Here is a 20,504-nt window from a genome sequence, read left to right as displayed (position 1 = left end):
TTAAGCCCAGAAGCCTTTGAACAGAAATATTTCAAGAATTTAGAGGGATCGACTGTCCACAATACTGTCTAGGATCAGCTTGACCAGAAGGCTCTATTAAAAGGATGGGGCATTACTCCAACCAAACGTTCGTGTGTCCTAGAAGAAAGTTGGGCAATAAGTGGCGCTGAGCACTGTCTAAATTATGCTGAGTAATCAATTTCACCGCTTCTTCATCTTTGCATTAGAGGATAATAGCATTGTCGATCTATAATGCTTTGTTTTGTAAAAATACAGGATATTTATCGAGTAGAATTATGGTAGTACGAGTAGAACTGTGTAAAGTGTGTATGAAATAGAAAGACAAAAATACACATTCAAAACGATTTAGATACTTTTTAAACTAAGTTGAGGCTGCAATGTTTTTGAAAAATAAATCACTTGTACTTGGTATGGTGCTGGGGTGTTTAGCACAAATTTCATTTGCTGACGAGGTGGAATTAAGTCAGCAATTTTCTAGCTGTATGGATCGATCTGGTGGTGTTACTGTAGAAATGCTTGATTGTATTGGAGCAGAAACACAACGTCAGGATATACGTTTAAATCAAGCATATAGAGATGTGATGGCATCGCTAACACCTGAACGAAAGAAGCAACTACAAGAAGCTCAGCGTGCATGGATCAAATATCGAGATGCAAACTGTGATTTCTACGCCGATCCTGATGGTGGAACAATGGCAGCTGTGAGTAGTAATGACTGTTTTATGTCCACTACCGCTTCTCGTGCCAAAGAACTGGAGAACTTCAAGTAGGAAATAAAGTACTTATTAGGGAATGGTGGACTGCTAAACAAGAGGATCAGCTTGTAAAAAGGGGAGTCACCATCCAGTTTCTCAAAGAGAATATTTTACTTTCAGATCCTATTATTTTTAGGGACATTACCAGTATGATCCATGAGTTCATTTATCCCTAATTTAAAGATACTTTTGCTCCATATAAATTTCGCCACATTCTCCAGCCATTGAGTGCCAGAAGAATAAAGAAAAAATAGAGCACGGCTGTTAAATACAATGATTTATAGCTATACATGCCGACATAAATCACATCTAAAACACACCATAGTCCCCAGCTTTCAATATATTTTTTGGCCGCCCAATAACTTGCCACCAAGCTAAAAGAGGCCAACATGGAATCCAACCAAGGTAGTGACGCCGCGGTGAAATGAGCAAATAAAGCGCCGATCACCAGACCAGCGACAATACCCACAATCAGACTATACACCCAGATTTTTTTATTTAAATAGCCAATCTGTACGGTAAGATCCTGGTCTTGATCTTTCTTCGACCAGCTATACCAGCCATACAGTTGCATCAAGATAAATACGGCTTGTAATGCTGCGTCTGCATATAAATTGACGCGATAAAAAATAATGATATAGAGAAATACAGCGACAATATTCACCAACCAGCAGGCTTTATATTGTTTGGAGGTCAGCCACACCCCCAACACATTGAACAGGAACGCTGCAATTTCTATATTTTCCATGGCAATATAACCTGATTAAGCAGCCAATTTAGAAGTTCAGATTGAATGACAAGGTTGCTGTGCGTGGCGAACCCAAGAATAAATAATCATCGCCCAAAAATTCACCTGCATCACGCCAGTATTTTTTATTAAACAGGTTATTAATGTTCAAGCGCAGCAATGCATCGGTCGTATTGAGCTTAAATTGATAGGCTGCCCCTAAATCAAATACGCTATAACCCCCAACTTTTGCAGTGCCTTCTTTGTTGGCATATTTACTTGAACTGTACTGACCACCTGCCAGAACAGTGAGACCTTCAATACTTGGTACGTTATAGCGAAGATGCGTTGCGAAACGAACTTTTGGCACGTTTTGCGCTTGATGATTACCATATTCAACCGCTTCAACATCCTCCAAACGGGCTTTGGTCCATGCCAATGATGAGGTCAATGCCAAATCATCCGTTAATGCACCATTGAGTCCTAACTCTAGACCAAGATTATGTTGTTCGCCTTCCTCAACAAAATAGCGAAGTCCTGAAATTGGCTTGGTATATTGATTGTCTTGACGTAAATCAAAAATTGCTGCGGTAAACAAAAACTGCTTGATCTGTTGTTTTAGGCCAATTTCATATTGCTCTGAATAGATCGGCGTCAGAGTTTCAGTAGCATTCTCTGTAAACCAAGGCGCTGTTTTTCCATCTGACAAACCTTTCCCATAAGAGGCATATAGAGTCGTTGACTCTACGGGACTATAACTGACTGCAAACTGCGGTAAAAATTTACCTAAATCTGTATCGCGGACTTTTATTACCCGATCTTCAACATATGCTTGTGCTTGTTCATCAAGCTCAATCCATTTCCCGCCAAGCAAAGTTGTCCAGTGTTCATTCCATTCGATACGGTCTAAGACTGTGAGTGCAGTTTGTTTACTATCTAAAGCTTTAAAATAGGGACTAATATCTCCACCTTCTGGGATTCTATCGTAGGTATCTTGGTAAATATTGCCTACATAATCTGTTGAATTTACGTATTGATATATACCTTTGTAGTGATGTCTAGATTTATTGGTTTGCGTAATATCAAAATTTAGATGATGTAATGCCCAATCAGTACGTAATAGGCCATCTAACTTGATTTTAAACTGATTAGTTTGATAAGTATCATCTGGATTTTGATAGTCGTAAATATCGTACTCACCATCTTTACCAAACGTGTTACAGGAATATGCTTCCAGACACCCTTCTCGATAATAACCGTAAGCAAAGGTTGAATAATCATCAACCTTGGATTTACTGTGCGCTGCAACGAGTCCCAAGTTCCAGTCATCATTAAACGCATAGCTATATTTTAAACTGGTATTGAAGCTGTCAATCGTGACCGGTTTACCCCAAGTCTGATAACCTAGCAATCGATCCCATTTCACATTTTGTGGGACTTTACCATCCAATAATTGATAACCAGGCACTGATCTTTGTTCGGAACGCTGTGCTTCAAGATCAAATTCCAATTTGGATTGCGCTGACATCTTCCAATCCAAAGCCAATGCCGCTAGATAGCGCTCCCCATCCACATGGTCGACATAAGACTCTATCTGCTCATTCACCAGATTGATACGATATCCGAATTGTTGCGCATCACCCAAGAAACCACCGACATCACTTGCCACCGCAAACTGTCCATGTTGATCGGCAGAGAATGTTAATGCTTGTACTTCTTTCGGTCGCTTGGTGACATAATTGACTACACCACCCGGGGTCGACATACCACTTTGAATCGCGGAAATGCCTTTTAAAATTTCTACGCGTTCTTTGTTTTCAAGCGCAACGTTTTGTTCACCACGAATCAGATTGCCATTAATCAGATAGCTAGATGCCAAATCGAGTGCAAAACCACGTGAGACAAAGTTTGGATAATAGCCAATTGCAGCATAGCCATCACCGATGGATGCGTCATTTTTGACCACATCACTCAGTACACGAGCATGTTGCTCCGCGATGAGATCTGCAGTCACGATGGAGACGGATGCAGGTATTTTTTGCAGAACGTCCGTAGCAAATCCCTCAACATTCACTTTGGCACTCGAGTAAGGGATGCTTTGATCAGCTGTGGCGACAATCGTGTCAAGCTGTTGAACATCGTCTTCAGCATAAGTCAGCGGGGCTAAACAAAGCTGCGACAGAATGATCATTTTTAAAGACTTGGTTAATACATTCTGTTTGAATTGACGATTGTTCATACGAAACCTTATGTATTTGAAATGGGGGATGATGCTGGGGTTAGAGAGAGCGACTGAGAAGAGCACAATTCGTGTTGAATGAGTCGGCTTAACATCCGGGTAAATTGCTGACCTTGTTTGCCAAAGAACCAATCGACGTGCCCGATGATCCAATGGTAATAAGCAGCATCTGCATGTTGTTGGTTTTGAGTAATGCCAACAAAATACTCAAGTTCTGAAAAAGCGAAATCTAAATGTACGATTTTCAGTAGTTCCGGCAAAATACTCAAATCTTCTTGTGGAGGTATCTCGGAAAAATAGGCGTGTAGAAAGGCGGTTAAACCGGCTTCATCAATCTGAATATGTGAGTGCTGTTCTAATTCTAACCAATCAATAAAATTACGTTCAATCGTCACAGCCAGATCATAAATTGCTGAATTTCGATCCGATAAGCCAAAATCAATCACAGCCGTAATCTCAGCATCCGCACTAGGTGCTGACCAAAAGAGATTTGAAGCATGTAAATCGTTGTGCGTCCAAATTTTTGCCGCCTGTTGCAAAACAAGCTTAATCTTCTGATGAACCTGTGAGACTCGATCTAGAAAGCATGGATCTAGATTTTTATCGGAAAAATAACGGCTTAATTCTGGACTCTGTGTAATGCGCGATTGTATGGCTGCAACGATATTTTCACTTTCTAAAAGCTGTTGATTGGATACTAGATAACGTGCTGATCGACCCTGTAGATCAGGAAAATCCTGCATCGCACGATGCAGTTTTGCAAGCAAAGATCCCGCTTTGGAGGCATGTTCAGCATAGAAAAAAGGCTTCCAAGATTGCTGATCTGCATATAAATCGAAGCCCTCTGCTTTTTCATAGACTTCATAAGTCCAGTCACCCAACTCTAAAGCCGTGAGACCTTGATGGGTTGAGAGCAATCTTGCAACAGGAATTTCCTTGCCGGCTAAATGCTGAAGAACGGCATGCTCCTGTAAAATATCGCGGGCACGACGAAATGAACAATGGCTGCGCTTAATAAAATACGGATGAGCGACGGTTTCATCTGTGGTCGCTGAATCCTGCATAACGGTTAAGAGTACAGCCGATGAAAAGGGGCGTGGACTATGCCATAAGGTCTGAATATTATTGCCTTGTAAACATGCATAATGCTGCTGTAGGCTTTGTAATTCCCGGTCAGGAATATGTGCCCAGTCTTTATTTTCCCAAGCATTCCCCATACCATGACCTAAATCATCTGTGATGATAGTCATCGTAGACACTCCTGAGCCAGATTCTCATTTCGCAATAGTGGATCTTCATCATTTAAGAAAATTTGCATGCATCATTTTGATCCACATTTAATATGTAAGACATACGATACAGTTAAGTGGTACATACCAGTATTAAGCTGAACGCAAGTTTAGCGTTTTAAATATAAAAATAGAATGATTAGTTGTTATAAGTATTTCATAAATAAAAAATCCTAAAAACAGTTCAAGTCGTTAGGATCTAAATTTTTATGATGAACATTAAAGCTTATACCTGTATATCCAAGGTCATTTCAATTTTGTCTTGTGACCAAATTTCGATGTCATATTCGATCACCAGATCATCTGACTTTGAAATACGTTCAATGTAAGTTGCTGTTTGGCTTAAAGGAATTCCTAAATATTGGCTCTCAAAATGAGACACACCGGTATTTTTGATTTTTAACTGGCTACTCGTGTAATCATAATGAAAACTATTTTTAACGACTTCTTGGACTGAAGTAATCACGTCATAATTCAGTACATTTGGAAATAACATGATAGGCAAATAGTTATATTCTAGAAGTACAGGTACATCATCAGCATAACGTAAACGAATAATTTCAATAAAGCCGAGTTGGCGACTCTCTTCACTAAACAGATCACTGCGATTAAATTGATCAATCTGTTGGGCCGAGATCAGTTCAGTCCGTGCCTGAAAGCCCTGTGCCTGCATGTAGGACGAAAAATTATCAACTGAGGTTGGATAATATTGAATTTTCTTATTGCTTACGAACCAGCCAACATTCTGACGTTTGTAAATTTTATCTTCAGCACGAAGCTGTTCATAGGCTTTACGCACGGTTTCCCTTGAGCACTCAAACTTTAATGCCAAGTAACGTTCTGATGGAATCATTTGATTAAAACTATAATTTTTCAATTCAGCCTCAATCAAATCTTTGATTTCCATATATTTCATTCAGTGAGTCCAGCTCGTCAGCGATAAGTTATATTGATGGTACTAAATTAAAGAATCGAGAAACATAAAAATAAGGCATAGATCAGTAAAATGAGTGAATGAAGCACTCAATCAAGCAGATAAGTTCACAAAATACCGCATGATTTCTTCTTAAATGATAATTAAATAGGAGTACATCGTTAGGCACTTTTGCAAATAGCCATTGATGATAAGCAAAATGGTTTTTAGCTAAAGGTCGAGTATATAAATCTCTTCCATAGTCGGCGTTTTTAGGGTGAAACTATTCTTTGAGATGTACGCTGGTATTGGCATAGGAATTGAAGCCATGTGTGTACTACATAAAGGGCAAGCTTCGTCATTTTATTGTGGTCACAGCATCAGGGTGAAGTATATCTAGTGAAGAAAATTTTCGGCCTCTAAACACTTTTTAAAGGGAACATCACCGACTTAAATTTCTACTTTTTCAAATTGCTCTTATCTGAAACTCCACTTAAGAAAAGACCAAAAATCAAGTAAAATAAAAGGCAGATCAATACCTTATTAGGATGCTTACTGAGATAAACTTTTAAATGCTGTGAATGATCTGTTGTGAACCCTATTCAATACGCTTATTTAAGATATTCTTTTCCATGGATCAATTAGAACAAACTAAAAATTCTCAAAATTCAGAACTGATCGAGATCGATGAGGGTATTCGACTACATATCACTTGGGCGCAAAAAGTATTTGAATACCTCGTTTTAAAAACACCTGCAGAACCTCAATTTTCGGCTGAAAATAGTCATTTATTGTGTCAATTTGGCAAATGGTTTCAATCAAATCACAGCAAGTTTGAAAAAATCAATCCTGATAAAACCCGGGAACTAGAACAAGCGCATTATCTTGTCCATCATTATTTGCATAATATCCTTTCCAGGCTCGGTGGAGATCAGCATGTAGATACAGATTTAGTCAGCCAATATCAAACAAGTCAAAGAGATTTGATTGAGCTCCTGATTTATTTTAGAACCCATTTTATTACCAAGAAATTACAGTATGACCCTTTAACCGGTTTGGCTTTAAGATATGGGATAGAAAATAAATTCGCTATCCTGCGTCAGAGTACAGAAAAATACCAGAAAATATTGGCGGTCGGTTTACTGGATTTGGATTATTTTAAACGGGTGAATGATCAATATGGGCATCAGGCGGGTGATGAAGTTCTTGCTTATACTGCGAAGTTACTCCGTGATTCTCTTCGAGATACGGACAACATTTTTCGCTTTGGCGGAGAAGAGTTTTTAATCTTTCTAGAAGTGAGCAATGTTGATTCCCTGCATAGGATTATTGACAGAATTTTCCAGTCACTGCATAACAATCCGATCCAATTAGAAAGTGGTGAAGTCATCCATATTACCGCAACAATCGGCATTATCATTGTAGAGCCTGATGAAACCATGGAAAACGCCATTGCCAGAGCAGACCGGGCCCTTTATTTAGGAAAACAGCAGGGACGTGACCAGGCAGTTTTTGCATGATCGGATGAATTTGCCGGGTTCATTTACATTCAGAAGAGTCGCTGTTGCAAATAACTACGAATGATAAGCTGAAGAGTTTCATGATAAACATCGTTTTAGTGTGTATGCCTTGGCTATGGCTGAATAGACATTCCACCTGCATTAAGAGGAGAAAGGTGGAGTGATATATGAAAACTATTTGGTGCGCTTGTCGATGCAGAGAAACACATCGGTGCTGCTCAATATGAGTTAGAACGCGACCATGGAATTAAAATCCAATTATTATGATTTAACTTTATGATTTTTTGAATTTCTTACTTTAGATAATTCTGGATATTGAATATTTTTTTGCAGTAGTTTGATAGGGGAAAGATGCATCCCCTTGTTTTAAGTTTAAAGCAGGACTAGTCGTGGGCTGGGTAGGATTTTTCTTTACCGAAATTATTTTTTCTCGATAAAGAACCCTCAACCGTTTTATTAAAGTCAGTTTTGACAAATTATTCATAATTTGAGCTTTCAGTTTGGTATTTGGCTTACTATGGGCGTGCCATTCTCAATGGCATGTGGATTTTTTGCGGATATTTTCATTAGTCACTTCAAAGGTTGAGTATTGTAAAAAATAATACGATTTGTTCATACGTATTCTCTGTGAATTCATAGAAAGAAAATGAGGCCAGTGTGATCGACCTCATCAATATAGGTTCTTTATTCAGATAAAACCTGAAGATCTTTGTATGAGGTAATCAGGTCAGAATATATCCTGCTTGTTTTGGGAGATGGATGGGGCAAGAATTTTTCGCCTTATGCTTAACCGTGAGCAATTGAGCTAACTGTGTTTCAATATTTCGCTGCAGGGTTTGCTGATGTTGCTCGCTTAATCCAGATTGCGCCAACTGAATTTCCAGATGTTCAATTGCTTCACCATAACTAATCTCTTTTTGTTCAATAGCATAGTAGTAACCATATAAGGCACCCTGATTTAAGTTCTGGTAGGGTAAGCCCTGCTGAATATTAAAAGCTATTGACCCCAAAACGCGTTCAGAGGCGGCTAACTTCCGCAAAGGATCACGTGCGACACGTTCACATGGGTCTTTGTAAGCATTGACACAGGAGTTGATGAAGCTTTGTGCCAGGTCATTAAGGTCTTTTTTGCGATGCGGCAGGGTAAGGGCAAGTCCCGCTTTCACTTCTTCTAAAAGATCCTGCATAAACTCTCGAACTTTTAGGTCGGTCATGGATAAACCAATCGTTTCGTAACCTAATTGTGCCGCATACCAGGCAGTCATGGCATGAACACCATTCCATAATCGGTTTTTGATCAACTGAATTTCTCGGATATCTTCCACTACAATCATTTGACGCATTTTGCTGAGTAATGGGCTGTTATTTTCTACGTAAATCGGCATATCCACTTCCGCATGGAAGAGAATCAAGTCCATGGTTTGTAAAATATGACTCGGTTTAAAGTTGTTACACATCTCCTCCACATACATTGAAGCCAACCGTTCCTGCTCAGGATTTAAACGAGTGGCATCTTCAATATCGGTCTGATCAAGTTCATGATCCAGCTGATATTGCTTAAAGATGTTGTACTTAATACGAAGTTGCCGATATAGATTTTGGTCGGTCAATTTGGAAACCATGCGGTTAACCACCGTATCACAAAAGTAGTGCTGATCTAGTATCTGCTCAGCCACGTTTAAAGTCGTGATTTCACTCAAAGCAGTCCGTAGATGTTCAAGTAAGACATTCTTGGCACCAACTTTATTTAAGATAATGAGGATGGTTAAAGGGTGGGTGCATTGCTCGTCATACGCAATGTAACGGGCATACAAGCCTTGGGCAATAGTTTTAGCCTCGCTGGCTAGCGCATGCTCCGGCAAGCAAAGTGCAATCATGCTTGATGTAGTATACATCTCCTGCATTTGTTCAATATTGCCTGCATCAATGATATGCATATTTTCAATACGTTCATCATAGGACAACTGCCCATAACGAATACAATAACTGCCAAAGGCATTAACTGCTGATCGATACAAAGGATTATGTGTTGAAGCATAGATCCGTTTTGGGCGTGTATAACCATCCCAATGCGACATAATCTGTGCCATAAAACCACCACCAATCGCACCAAATCCATGAATGCCGACGATTAATTGATTCAGACTTTGTGGAAAAGGCTCCTGAAGCATGGGCATTTCAAGGCTTGGTGTATATTGATCCAGTTCATGCAGACATTCATACATACTTGCAAAGAAGTAATCTGCCTTATCCAGCATATTGCTATTCGGTTCTTTGATGTCTTGAAGCAAGATGGTTACTCCACCAGCCTCATAGGCTGAAGTAATACCATTTTCAGAGTCTTCGAACATCAGGCATTCAGATGAGGGTAAACTAAGTTTCTCAGCGGCTGACAGAAAAATTTCCGGGTGTGGTTTACCTTGCTGTACTTCATCACCACACACCAGAACATCAAAGAATTTATAAACATTTGCATTTATTAAATATTCTTCAGCAATTAAGCGACGGCTTGATGTAGCCACAGCCATGCGTAAACCAGATTTACGTAAGCGTTCTAGCACCTGTACCAATCCTTTTTTGATTGGAACACCAAAACTTCTCACACTTTCAAGTTCGAGTTCATCCGCTCGTTTTCGAATCTCTGCGTAAGGGATATCTTCTCCATACTGCTGTTTGGCCAGTTGATGTGCACTGGTTGCACTGAGTCCCAGGCAAGCCATTAAATAGGCATCACTAAATGAAACCCCAATTAATTCCTGAGAAGCCTGTTTCAAGGTTTTGAAACGTAGACGCTCAGTATCGAACATGGTTCCATCCATGTCGAAAATTGCCCCATGAATAATATCATTATTAAATTTAAGCACTTATAATCCCTCTTACTGTAACACTACAATCAAATACAGCATAAGGAAAACTGATAACATGATGGAACGATTATAAGAAATGAAACAGTTTTGTTTATTTTTTAGTCGCTTGATAGCTGGATTTACAAAATTATGTAATTTTAAGTAAAGTTACTTTTCTGAAGTGTATATATGTCCCAGGGTAGAGCGTAATCCAAAGACTCATGAATCAGTAGAGATTCAAGATTTTCACTGATATGGATAAGACGTAGGATGTTAAATTGACAAACGACTCGAATGAACATAATTCCCCCCCTAACTCAATCAGTAGATTAAGACGAGTCCGTCATCGCTTTAGTCTACTGGCAGATAAGGCTGAAGATGATGAAATAGAACGTCGAATTCGTGACGGGATCGAGCTATCAGGAGCGATTCCCTGGATTCTCATCTTCGCCATTTTTATTGCATCCGTCGGATTAAATATTAATTCAACCGCTGTGGTGATTGGAGCCATGCTGATTTCCCCACTCATGGGACCGATTATGGGGATCGGGTTAGGGGTAGCAGTTTATGATTTTAAACTGGTGAAACGTGCACTTTTCAATCTGGGTATTGCAACACTGATCAGTCTGGTCGTATCAACCCTATATTTCTCGATATCACCACTCGATAATGCACAATCCGAACTTTTATCACGGACTAGCCCAACAGTTTGGGATGTGCTTATCGCATTATTCGGTGGATTGGCAGGGATCATTGGGGTCACCCGAGAAGAAAAGTCGAATGTTATCCCTGGGGTGGCGATTGCGACTGCATTGATGCCGCCAGTTTGTACCGCCGGATTTGGTATTGCGACCGAACAGTGGATCTTTGTCGGTGGCGCACTGTATTTATATACCATCAATTGTGTATTCATCAGCTTGGCAACGATTATCGGTATCCGAATTCTAAGGTTAAAACCACATAGTTTTGCTGATGAAAAAGTCGAAAGACGTGTGAAGATGTCATTGCTGATGATTGCGATTGTAACCGCAATTCCGAGCGCCTATCTGGCAACCAAATTAGTGAATGAAGAAGTTTTTAAATCCAATGCTAACAAATTCATTACACAAGAATTTACCTTCAAAGATACACAGGTTGCCAGTTCAAAAATTGATAGCAAAACACGTACGATTGAGCTGGCTCTGGTCGGTTTGCCATTAAGTCAGGCTACGTTGCAGAATATTGAGGGAAGACTTGCTGTTGCACAGCTTGAAGGAACTAAAATTATTGTTCATCAAACCAGCGATAATAAGGTGGATGTGACTGCCTTGAAGTCTGGATTACTGAGTGATTTGTATTTGAATGGACAAGAGGCCCTACGTCAAAAGGATGAACAGGTAAAACAGTTACAGCAAGAACTGAAGGTAAAAAATGCCTTATTTACCAATGCAGATGATATTTTTGCTGAACTTCGCGCACAGTATCCAAGCATAACCTCCGTCTTTCTTGGACAGGGGATTGATTTACCAACTGTTGCCAATCAAAAGCAAATACTTCAACTCAGCGTGAGAACATCTGAACCGCTATCTAGTGAAGATAAAGTGCGAATAGAAAATTGGTTCAAGGTCAGGACAAAAACAGATACTGTGCTGTTAAATTTCGTGGTAAATCAAGATAATTAGTTTGTGACGAATGCTTTTCATAAAAAATGGCTCTCTCACAGCAGAAAAATTGGAGAACAATAAGCTCTCCAATTTTTAGCTCAAAACAGTTCACAAGTGAATTAATATAATTGTTCATCAACAAGCTATCAGTTAAAAGTAATATGGATTACTTTTACTTGATATGCCTCTTTAGTTACGTACTACATTTAAAAAATACAAATGACGTTCATATTGATCAATAATGTCCTGAAGTAAATCTTCTTGCGTCCACTCCATGACATTGTAGTTTTTACCCCCTTCTTTCAGAAAAACTTCAGCTTTGTAACATTTCTGCGAGAGGTTACTTTCGTCATCTAGCATAAAACTCGGTGCCCGTGTTTCAGTGGCCATAACTTGATAGATGAAGTTGATTTCATTTTGATGATCTACTTTCAACAATATTCCTCCATCGACTTCAAGGATAGAAACATCCAAATTCCGGCGCTGAAACTCGTGTTTTATGTTCTGGAAAGCCTGGCGGACATTCTGATGAATATAGGATTTTACTTCGGCCTCAGAATGAGGGTAATGCATAATTAAGCCTAGACGCTGTTGCCAGCTTCTTGGGTTTTGTATGGCTCTTGGTGTAATTCTTGCAGTTTGTAAAGCCTGTACTTTAATAACATCCAAACGTAGGGCTTTGATCAGGCCCCAACACAGTAATAGCATGATAAAAGTAAAGGGTAAGGCACTCATGATTACAGCAGACTGTAGAGCACTTAAACCTCCGACGATCAGCAAAATAATAGAAAGGACCGCAATAATTGCCATCCAGAACAAACGTTGCCAAACAGGCGACTGTTCCGTTTTAGCCGTTAGATAGTCCGTGATCAAAGCTCCGGAATCAGCCGAAGTGATAAAAAACAGGAAGATCAGGAGGGTAGCTATCAGGCTGGATATACTTGAGAAAGGTAAAGTCTTTAGAAATTCGAATAAAGCAGTTGAAGAATCTTTTTCTACCGCTAGTACGAGACTAGAATGACTTTCAAAAAGAATGCTAAACAATGCTGCATTCCCCATAAAACCCATCCAAACTAATGTAAAACCAGTCGGAATCAGTAACACCCCTACAATAAATTCACGGATTGAGCGGCCACGAGATACGCGTGCAATAAACATACCGACAAACGGTGACCAGGAAATCCACCAAGCCCAATACATGATCGTCCACCCTCCGATCCAGCCATTCGGTTGATAGGCATACAGGTTGAAGGTCATGACAAATAAATTGGAAACATACTGTCCAATATTCTGAATGGTAGTTTGTAAAATATAAATGGTTGAGCTGGCGAAAAAAACGAAGAGTAGTAATATCACTGCCAAAATGATATTGAGCTCCGATAGCCGCTTAATCCCTTTATCCAGTCCTAAAAAAACTGAAAAGGAGGCAAATAGACTTACAATAACAATCAAAAGAATTTGAGTCTGCAGACTGTTCTGCAAACCGAATAAATAGTTCAAGCCCGAGCTGATCTGGGTGACCCCAAATCCTAATGTTGTCGCAATACCAAAAATGGTACCAATGGTTGCAAAGGTATCAATCCCGTCTCCAAGTGGTCCATAAATACGTTTCCCAATGATCGGATACAAACCCGACCGAACTTTTAAGGGTAAATTATGTCTGAAAGAGAAATATGCCAGACTTAAACCGACTAAGGCATAGATTGCCCAAGCATGTAAGCCCCAATGGAAAAACGTGATCCTCATTGCCTGCTGCGCTGATTGAATGGTTTCAGGTGTTCCTGTTGGTGGGCTGACATAATGCATGACAGGCTCAGCAACCCCAAAGAACATCAGACCAATGCCCATCCCGGCAGTAAAAAGCATGGCAAACCAAGAGCTATTTTTATATTCAGGCTCACTATGATCTGGGCCAAGTTTGATTTGTCCCATTTTAGATAAGGCAATACATGCGAGGACAATCAAAAAAATTGCGACAGACAGTACATAGAACCAGCTGAATGAATGAGTAATCCATTGATTAAGTTGCTGAGTAATCAGATCAAACGCTGCAGGGGTAAAAATGACCAGTGCCAAAAAAACAGAAATGAGTGCAACAGTACTAAAAAAAACATTTGGATTGACATTGTCATACCAAGATGTGTTCTTCGAAGGCATAATTCCTCCATATTTTGTATTGGAACAAAGATCCAAAAGAAGAAAATTTTTTGGATAAGTCACGCTCTTTAAAAGAAAGTAACTTTCATGTTTAAGTATCTCTTTAATGTAAAGAGCTAAATGGATTCGGCGATCGCGCCTACTTTAAGGATGCCTTAGTTATATTCAAGGCTGTCAGACGTAGTGATTGCAAACTGCTTAAAGTCTGTACCTGACGGTGCCTGATACAGCTTTAAACCAAACTCAGGAATAATGGCAATTAAATGATCAAAGATGTCTGATTGAATATTTTCATATTCCTTCCAAACAGTGGTTTGGGTAAAAGCATAAATTTCTAGAGGTAAACCTTCACTGGTCGGTTGTAACTGACGCACCAGTAAAGCTTCTGTATCGTTTATGCCTGGGTGTTGTTTCAAGTAAAACTCAAGATAAGCACGGAAAGTACCTAGATTGGTTAAACGACGGTGGTTATATTGAGACTGATTGGCCAGTTGCTGATTAAATTGTTCAATTTCTTCATTTTTACTATTGATATAGTGATCTAATAATAAAAACTTTTTTAGCTTATCTTGTTCGTGAGCAGTCATAAAGTGCACAGAGTTTTGATCGATCAGCAATGAACGTTTAATTCGTCTGACCCCCGCATCTTGCATGCCTCGCCAGTTTTTAAATGTATCGGTAATCAGTTTGTTGGTTGGAATCGTCGTGAGCGTTTTATCCCAGTTTTGTACTGTGACAGTATGCAAGGAGATATCAATGACATCACCATCTGCATTTAAAGATGGCATTTCAATCCAGTCACCAATACGCACCATGTCATACGAGGAAATTTGTACAGATGCCACCAAGGACAAGATGGTATTTTGAAACACTAGCATCAGTACTGCAGCCATTGCTCCAAAACCTGCCAGTAGAGTAAAAACATCTTTGTTCAGAAAGGTGCCTATAATCATCAGGACACAAACTAAATAAATAATTAGCTTTACTAACTGCAGATATCCTTTAATTGGCTTGTTTCTGGATTTTGGATTACGCTGATAAATGAGATTGAAAATATTGAGACATTCTGAGATCGCAAGGGCAATTGTTAAGAAAATAAAGGCCTGTGTGCCCATTTGCACAAAATTTTCAACTTTATCTGACAGGTGAGGAACCGTAGAAATGCCATTCATGATCACCAGTGCAGGTACAATATTAGCAATGCGCTGAATCACGCTATATTGGGTAACGATGTCATTATTGGCAAAAGCTGTTTTAGAAATGAGCTTACGTATGCCACGTACAATGACTTGTTTGGCAACAAAGTTGGCGAGGATTGCCAAAAAAATCACAATACCGAGAGAGGTGATCATCTCTAACCAAGGGTATTGATTAGACCATTCTTGAAGATTTTGAATAAAGTTAAATTGTTGCAAAAGATACTCTCTTTAAGGTTTTAAATATTTATTTACTGAGAGAAGGTCATACCGCTTGATAGGTAAATCCTTCATACTCAACCTGTAAAGATGAGGTAGTGTATCTGGCAGAGTTCGATTTTTAATATTGAGTAACGCTTCTTCTACATTTTAAACTTTTGTTACATCTTCTATTTTTTGATTTAAGCTACAAAATTCTTCCATCTGACCCTAGCTAAAAATAAAAGGTCATTGTTCTAAGGTTTTGAATATAAAAAATAAAACAGCCCAGCTAAGAAGAGATGGGCTGTGAGAAACATGATGTTGCCTTTGAATTAACAGTAATCGCGATAAAGCGTTTTCTCTTTATTGAAGAAATTCTAGCGATAGGTAGGCTCTACTCAACTTAAATTTTGGCATGCGTCCCATACTTATCAATCATGATAGAACTTGCTTCATTTAAGCCACGTACAGCGACATTCGCACCATTCTTTTGAAACTTATTGACCACAGAATCAAGCATAGCAACAGACGTTACATCCCAAATATGGGAATGGGTTAAATCAATAATCACGTCCTTAATGTCCTCCTTAAAGTCAAAACCTTGCATGAATTTTTCAGAAGAACTAAAGAAGATTTGACCTCTCAAATCATACAAACGGGCTGTTCCTTCAGAAGATGCTATCACCTGGATATCATTTTCAAGCTTATTAGCCAGGAACAAGGCTGAGAGCAATACACCTGTTAGCACACCTAAAGCCAAGTTATGTGTAGCGACTACCACAATGACCGTCGCAATCATGACGATATTACTACTCTTAGGGTTGTCTTTGAGGTGAGTGACTGAACGCCATTCAAAAGTACTGATAGAGACCATGATCATTACAGCAACTAAAGCAGCCATAGGAATGATTTTGATCCAATCACTTAAAAACACCACAAGAACAAGCAGGAAGATACCCGCACAAAAAGTCGATAACCTGGTTAGTCCACCCGATTTTACATTAATCATAGATTGGCCAATCATGGCACAACCCGCCATGCCGCCCATAAAGCCAGCCGCAATATTCGCAATTCCTTGTCCTTTGCATTCCTGATGCTTATCACTTGGCGTATCCGTCATCTCATCTACGATCGTGGCTGTCATCATAGATTCGAGTAAGCCAACTGCTGCTAGTGCGACTGAATATGGCAAAATGATCATCAATGTTTCAATATTCAAAGCAATATTGGGAATCAAGAACATTGGAAGTGTGTCAGGTAATGACCCCATATCACCCACAGTCCGTACATCAATGCCCAGGGCGATTGCCAGTAAGGTAATCGTAATAATGCAGACAAGCGGAGAAGGTAATAACTTCCCTAGTTTTGGAATCAGAGGGAATAGATAAATAATGGCCAGACCTAAAGCAACCAGAGCATACACATGCCAGCTCACATTAATCAGTTCAGGCAGCTGGGCCATAAAGATCAGGATTGCTAAGGCATTGACGAATCCGATGACCACAGATTTAGAGACAAATCTCATTAACTTGGCCAGTTTTAAATAGCCTGCCAGTATCTGAATTACACCCGTCAAAATTGTTGCAGCAAGCAGGTATTCCAGCCCATGCTCTTTAACCAATGTGACCATGAGCAGTGCCATAGCCCCAGTGGCTGCTGAAATCATCGCTGGACGGCCACCTACGAAAGAAATCACGACAGCAATACAGAAGGATGCGTATAAACCCACTTTCGGATCTACACCGGCAATAATTGAAAAAGCAATCGCTTCAGGAATTAAGGCAAGGCCAACCACAAGTCCGGAAAGTACATCGCCGCGGATGTTAGAGAACCATTGTTCTCGTATATTAGATAACATAAACATAGCCTGTTTCTGATTTTTTAGAGAGGCTAGTGATGTGATATATAAACACACAAGCGAGTACACCACATCACTAGACACTGATGAGTTATTTACGGGTTTAGAAGGTAAATAAACTTATGATGGAGTAAGTGTCATGGATTATTAGGAACTTAGCTTAGTTTGAGAAAGAAATCAGGGCAAGGATAACAGCTAGTCATCGTTCCATCCACCCTAGCAACCATATTTAACATAATATACATTATGCGAAATCAGCGTGTAAGCCCCAAATAGAAATGTCCGGTTTCTCCCGTTCATTTAATTAAACTTGTTACTGAAAATTAACTAATTTTGTAACTTTGTCAGATGCAGATGATCCTACAGTATTGATGAGTATGCATTTATCATCTTCTAATTTTAGATAGATATTAGATGCAAATATTTCATGAAGATCTATCTTTCTCCCTTGAAACTTATGTACCTCTTTAATTTTATTGCTTAATTCAAAAATAATATTTATAAGTAATTCGAACAGGATTTCATCAAGGAATTTCTCAACTTTTTTGCTGATATTTATTTTTTGATAATTAAACTCCTGACTTAAGATTCTCTTGACCTCAGTATGTCCTAATAAAGTGTAATCTAACCAATTAGCAATGATTAAATATTCTACTTGTTCATATTGACAAGTTGTCCATAAATTGTTATGGAATTGATTTTCACTTGTTTTCCAATAATACTCCCTCTTTCTATCAGCCCATTTACATTTTTTTTTGCAATGAATTTTATTAATATAATTTAAGTAATTATTAATAAATTTGAAAAATTTAAAATTATTAAACTTGTCAGCTTGCAATTTATTTTTATAGTGCTCTAGTAAATTATTTATTTCATACCTATAATCTCTTACAAAAATTAAGACCTCCTTATCATAATATAATTTTACTTTGGGTGGTGTCTGTTTTATATTCCTGAACATAAAATTAAGATCAGTACTATTGACGGGGAAAATGTAGTTAAAAAATCCTAATAATCTATTAATATCATTCTCATTCGTAGCACATATAATATTCCCTGTAATTAAGAAATAATTTTGAATTTCTTTTTCCAATCCGACCACCCAATTTTTTATTTTACAAAATTTCAATGTTGAAACCCTTTCTTTATTTCTTGGCCAATCTAAATTTAAACTAATTGCCAATTCTTTTATTTTTTCAACCCTTGACTCAAAATAGTCATTTTTATTAGATGTTGATTCTGTCAACAAGTTTATTTTTTGTAATTTAGTCTTGTGTACTGGACATATACTAATCCAATTTTTATTAAAAATTTCACTGTGAAATCCAGATTTCATACATAATTCGCAGTATAAAAATATTTGCTTATGAGTATTGTTTCCTTTTTCTAATTGCATTTCACTCTCAATGCAATCTAGTTTAGCGTACTTGAATTGAGAGTAAGATTCGATTCTGGATGAGTTAAACATTGATATTATCTTCGCCAACTCACCCCAGGCCAAAGGTCGTGTGGAACGTGCTAACAGGACACTTCAGGATCGTCTGATCAAGGAGATGCGTCTGGAAGGCATCAGTTCGATTGCCGAAGCCAATGCCTGGCTACCCTGCTTCATTGAGCAGTTCAATCAGAAGTTCGCCAAGTGTGCGAGAAATTCCAAGAACTTGCATCGCCCTTTAACAGAGTCTGATGCTGAACTGGAGGATATTTTCACCTGGCAGGAACCGCGTAAGGTCACAAAGAACCTGACCATCACTTATGACAAGTGTATTTATATGCTTGAGCCAACAGCACTGAATCATAAGCTTGTTGGGCAATACATTTCATTTCTGGAATACCTGGATGGAACTATAGCCATCATGCATGAGGGACGAAAACTCAACTATAGCGTCTTCAATAAACTGGCAGGACTACAGCAGAATGCAGTGGTTGAGAATAAAAGATTAGGCTCGGTTCTAGCCCATATCCAGCAGCAACATGAGGAGTTGGAGAAACAGAATAAACGTTCCCGTCTCAAGAAAAGTATGCCGAGTCGTAAAGCTCAGAAAGCCATCATTGAACAAAGAAATTTAAATCCTGTGCTTGACTCTTGCAGTTAAAAACAGGACATTTTAAATGGTTTATCGCATAGACATTTTAATTGGTGAATAACACAGTCTGTTAGAACCCATTCAAAATGTCTATATTCTCACCAATAAAAATGTCTAGTTTATGATGGCTTAAACATCATGGACTGGATATGAAATATAGATGCTGATCACTATGTCTGACAAAGAAATTCAACGTCTTGCTGTTCTGCAAGACGTTCGAGATCAACGCATAACCCAGTCCCAAGCTGCTCAGCTACTTCATATTTCAGAGCGTCAGATCAGACGTTTATTGCAAAAATACAAAGCTCAAGGCCCAGCTGCATCTGTGCTTTAGTGGGACTGAAACAACCTTTGACTATATACTTTTCAAGCAGCACCTACATCGCATAGACATTTTAATTTATATGGGTGCCTACATTAATTAATTTCCCATTTCTCAATTCCATAACTTCCGCTTGTAAAAACTCAACTTCATCTAAGTGATGCGTGACGTAAATCATAGGTAATCTCATCTGATCTTTAACCCGCTTTAAAAACACTAAAAGCTGCTTTTTTAGTGCATCATCCAGCCCGGTCAAAGGCTCATCCAGTAACAGTAAATGTGGAGAAGACAACAAGGCGCGCCCAATAGAAACTCGTTGTGCTTCACCACCTGAGAGCTGAGATGTACGGCGTTGTAGTAATGGCGTGAGTTCCAGTAGTTCCACTACTTGCTCAAACTGAAATTTTCGCTCAAACGGCTTCAGCATTTTTTCTGCATAACACAGATTCTTCCGCACGTTCAAATGTGGGAACAGCAATGCCTGCTGGAAAATTAATGCAATCCTGCGTTGATGCATGGGAATATTGATATTGTGTACTGTGCTGAAAAGTACCTGTTGCTGAAATTGGATATTGCCTTGGGTCGGCCTGCACAGACCAACGATATTTTTTAATAAGGTGGTTTTACCACTTCCCGAAGCACCGACCAGCCCCATCATGGGCTGCTGCATGTTCAACTCAACCTGCAACCTAAAATCGGCATGTTGATATTCAAAAGCACATTGCAACAT

Annotated in this window: 13 protein-coding genes and 2 pseudogenes; 5 read left to right on the top strand and 10 right to left on the bottom strand. The window is 39.0% G+C overall.

Annotation, left to right across the window (positions count from 1 at the left end):
- Positions 1–398 precede the first annotated feature (398 nt).
- Complete coding sequence (locus PAE54_RS04540) at positions 399–791, top strand: lysozyme inhibitor LprI family protein (RefSeq protein ID WP_326518591.1); 393 nt, start codon at positions 399–401, stop codon at positions 789–791.
- Between the two features lie 157 nt (positions 792–948).
- Here the strand turns inward: PAE54_RS04540 and pnuC are convergent, their stop codons facing one another.
- The 4 genes from pnuC to PAE54_RS04520 all read right to left on the bottom strand — a co-directional run bounded on the left by pnuC (position 949) and on the right by PAE54_RS04520 (position 5,947).
- The gene (gene pnuC, locus PAE54_RS04535) at positions 949–1,524 is read right to left on the bottom strand and encodes a nicotinamide riboside transporter PnuC (RefSeq protein ID WP_326518590.1); all 576 of its coding nucleotides are present in this window, start codon (positions 1,522–1,524) and stop codon (positions 949–951) included.
- 28 nt (positions 1,525–1,552) lie between these two features.
- Positions 1,553–3,742, bottom strand: a complete 2,190-nt coding sequence (locus PAE54_RS04530; protein ID WP_326518589.1) for a TonB-dependent siderophore receptor — start codon at positions 3,740–3,742, stop codon at positions 1,553–1,555.
- 8 nt (positions 3,743–3,750) lie between these two features.
- A complete protein-coding gene (locus tag PAE54_RS04525) occupies positions 3,751–4,992 on the bottom strand; it encodes a phosphotransferase enzyme family protein (protein ID WP_326518588.1) in 1,242 nt (413 codons plus the stop codon).
- A gap of 265 nt (positions 4,993–5,257) precedes the next feature.
- Positions 5,258–5,947: a GntR family transcriptional regulator gene (locus tag PAE54_RS04520; RefSeq protein ID WP_326518587.1), complete on the bottom strand. Its 690-nt coding sequence runs from the start codon at positions 5,945–5,947 to the stop codon at positions 5,258–5,260.
- Positions 5,948–6,576: 629 nt separating this feature from the next.
- Between PAE54_RS04520 and PAE54_RS04515 the strand changes: the two genes are divergently transcribed.
- On the top strand, positions 6,577–7,464 hold the full coding sequence (locus PAE54_RS04515; protein ID WP_326518586.1) for a diguanylate cyclase: 888 nt from the start codon (positions 6,577–6,579) through the stop codon (positions 7,462–7,464).
- A 722-nt stretch (positions 7,465–8,186) separates the two neighbouring features.
- Here PAE54_RS04515 and mtlD read toward each other — a convergent pair.
- The gene (gene mtlD, locus PAE54_RS04510; RefSeq protein ID WP_326518585.1) at positions 8,187–10,328 is read right to left on the bottom strand and encodes a bifunctional mannitol-1-phosphate dehydrogenase/phosphatase; all 2,142 of its coding nucleotides are present in this window, start codon (positions 10,326–10,328) and stop codon (positions 8,187–8,189) included.
- A gap of 260 nt (positions 10,329–10,588) precedes the next feature.
- Here mtlD and PAE54_RS04505 point away from each other — a divergent pair, with 260 nt between their 5' ends.
- Entirely contained in the window at positions 10,589–11,971 is a 1,383-nt protein-coding gene (locus tag PAE54_RS04505; protein WP_326518584.1) for a TIGR00341 family protein, read from the top strand.
- A gap of 171 nt (positions 11,972–12,142) precedes the next feature.
- Here PAE54_RS04505 and PAE54_RS04500 read toward each other — a convergent pair whose 3' ends face one another.
- The 4 genes from PAE54_RS04500 to PAE54_RS04485 all read right to left on the bottom strand — a co-directional run bounded on the left by PAE54_RS04500 (position 12,143) and on the right by PAE54_RS04485 (position 18,761).
- Entirely contained in the window at positions 12,143–14,110 is a 1,968-nt protein-coding gene (locus tag PAE54_RS04500) for a glycine betaine transporter (protein WP_326518583.1), read from the bottom strand.
- 155 nt (positions 14,111–14,265) lie between these two features.
- On the bottom strand, positions 14,266–15,525 hold the full coding sequence (locus PAE54_RS04495) for a mechanosensitive ion channel family protein (protein WP_326518582.1): 1,260 nt from the start codon (positions 15,523–15,525) through the stop codon (positions 14,266–14,268).
- Between the two features lie 385 nt (positions 15,526–15,910).
- Complete coding sequence (locus PAE54_RS04490; RefSeq protein ID WP_326518581.1) at positions 15,911–17,365, bottom strand: SulP family inorganic anion transporter; 1,455 nt, start codon at positions 17,363–17,365, stop codon at positions 15,911–15,913.
- Positions 17,366–17,678: 313 nt separating this feature from the next.
- On the bottom strand, positions 17,679–18,761 hold the full coding sequence (locus PAE54_RS04485; protein ID WP_326518580.1) for a hypothetical protein: 1,083 nt from the start codon (positions 18,759–18,761) through the stop codon (positions 17,679–17,681).
- A 52-nt stretch (positions 18,762–18,813) separates the two neighbouring features.
- Here PAE54_RS04485 and PAE54_RS04480 point away from each other — a divergent pair.
- Positions 18,814–19,461 (top strand): annotated as a pseudogene (locus PAE54_RS04480) (transposase family protein); the annotation flags it as partial.
- A 163-nt stretch (positions 19,462–19,624) separates the two neighbouring features.
- A pseudogene (locus tag PAE54_RS04475) lies at positions 19,625–19,774 on the top strand (helix-turn-helix domain-containing protein); the annotation flags it as partial.
- Positions 19,775–19,847: 73 nt separating this feature from the next.
- Here the strand turns inward: PAE54_RS04475 and PAE54_RS04470 are convergent.
- Positions 19,848–20,504: an ATP-binding cassette domain-containing protein gene (locus PAE54_RS04470; protein WP_273779211.1), complete on the bottom strand. Its 657-nt coding sequence runs from the start codon at positions 20,502–20,504 to the stop codon at positions 19,848–19,850.

It is taken from the genome of Acinetobacter minutum (genome assembly GCF_035916735.1).
Classification (GTDB): domain Bacteria; phylum Pseudomonadota; class Gammaproteobacteria; order Pseudomonadales; family Moraxellaceae; genus Acinetobacter.
The sequence above is the reverse complement of the archived record's forward strand: the minus strand, read 5'-3'. Positions and strand labels throughout refer to the sequence as shown.

What these genes read in the sequence shown, in the direction of transcription:
- PAE54_RS04540 (WP_326518591.1), top strand. Translation starts at nt 399, where the DNA reads ATGTTTTTGAAAAATAAATCACTTGTACTTGGTATGGTGCTGGGGTGT.
- pnuC (WP_326518590.1), bottom strand. Translation starts at nt 1,524, where the DNA reads ATGGAAAATATAGAAATTGCAGCGTTCCTGTTCAATGTGTTGGGGGTG.
- PAE54_RS04530 (WP_326518589.1), bottom strand. Translation starts at nt 3,742, where the DNA reads ATGAACAATCGTCAATTCAAACAGAATGTATTAACCAAGTCTTTAAAA.
- PAE54_RS04525 (WP_326518588.1), bottom strand. Translation starts at nt 4,992, where the DNA reads ATGACTATCATCACAGATGATTTAGGTCATGGTATGGGGAATGCTTGG.
- PAE54_RS04520 (WP_326518587.1), bottom strand. Translation starts at nt 5,947, where the DNA reads ATGAAATATATGGAAATCAAAGATTTGATTGAGGCTGAATTGAAAAAT.
- PAE54_RS04515 (WP_326518586.1), top strand. Translation starts at nt 6,577, where the DNA reads ATGGATCAATTAGAACAAACTAAAAATTCTCAAAATTCAGAACTGATC.
- PAE54_RS04500 (WP_326518583.1), bottom strand. Translation starts at nt 14,110, where the DNA reads ATGCCTTCGAAGAACACATCTTGGTATGACAATGTCAATCCAAATGTT.
- PAE54_RS04490 (WP_326518581.1), bottom strand. Translation starts at nt 17,365, where the DNA reads ATGTTATCTAATATACGAGAACAATGGTTCTCTAACATCCGCGGCGAT.
- PAE54_RS04485 (WP_326518580.1), bottom strand. Translation starts at nt 18,761, where the DNA reads ATGCAATTAGAAAAAGGAAACAATACTCATAAGCAAATATTTTTATAC.
- PAE54_RS04470 (WP_273779211.1), bottom strand. Translation starts at nt 20,504, where the DNA reads ATGTTGCAATGTGCTTTTGAATATCAACATGCCGATTTTAGGTTGCAG.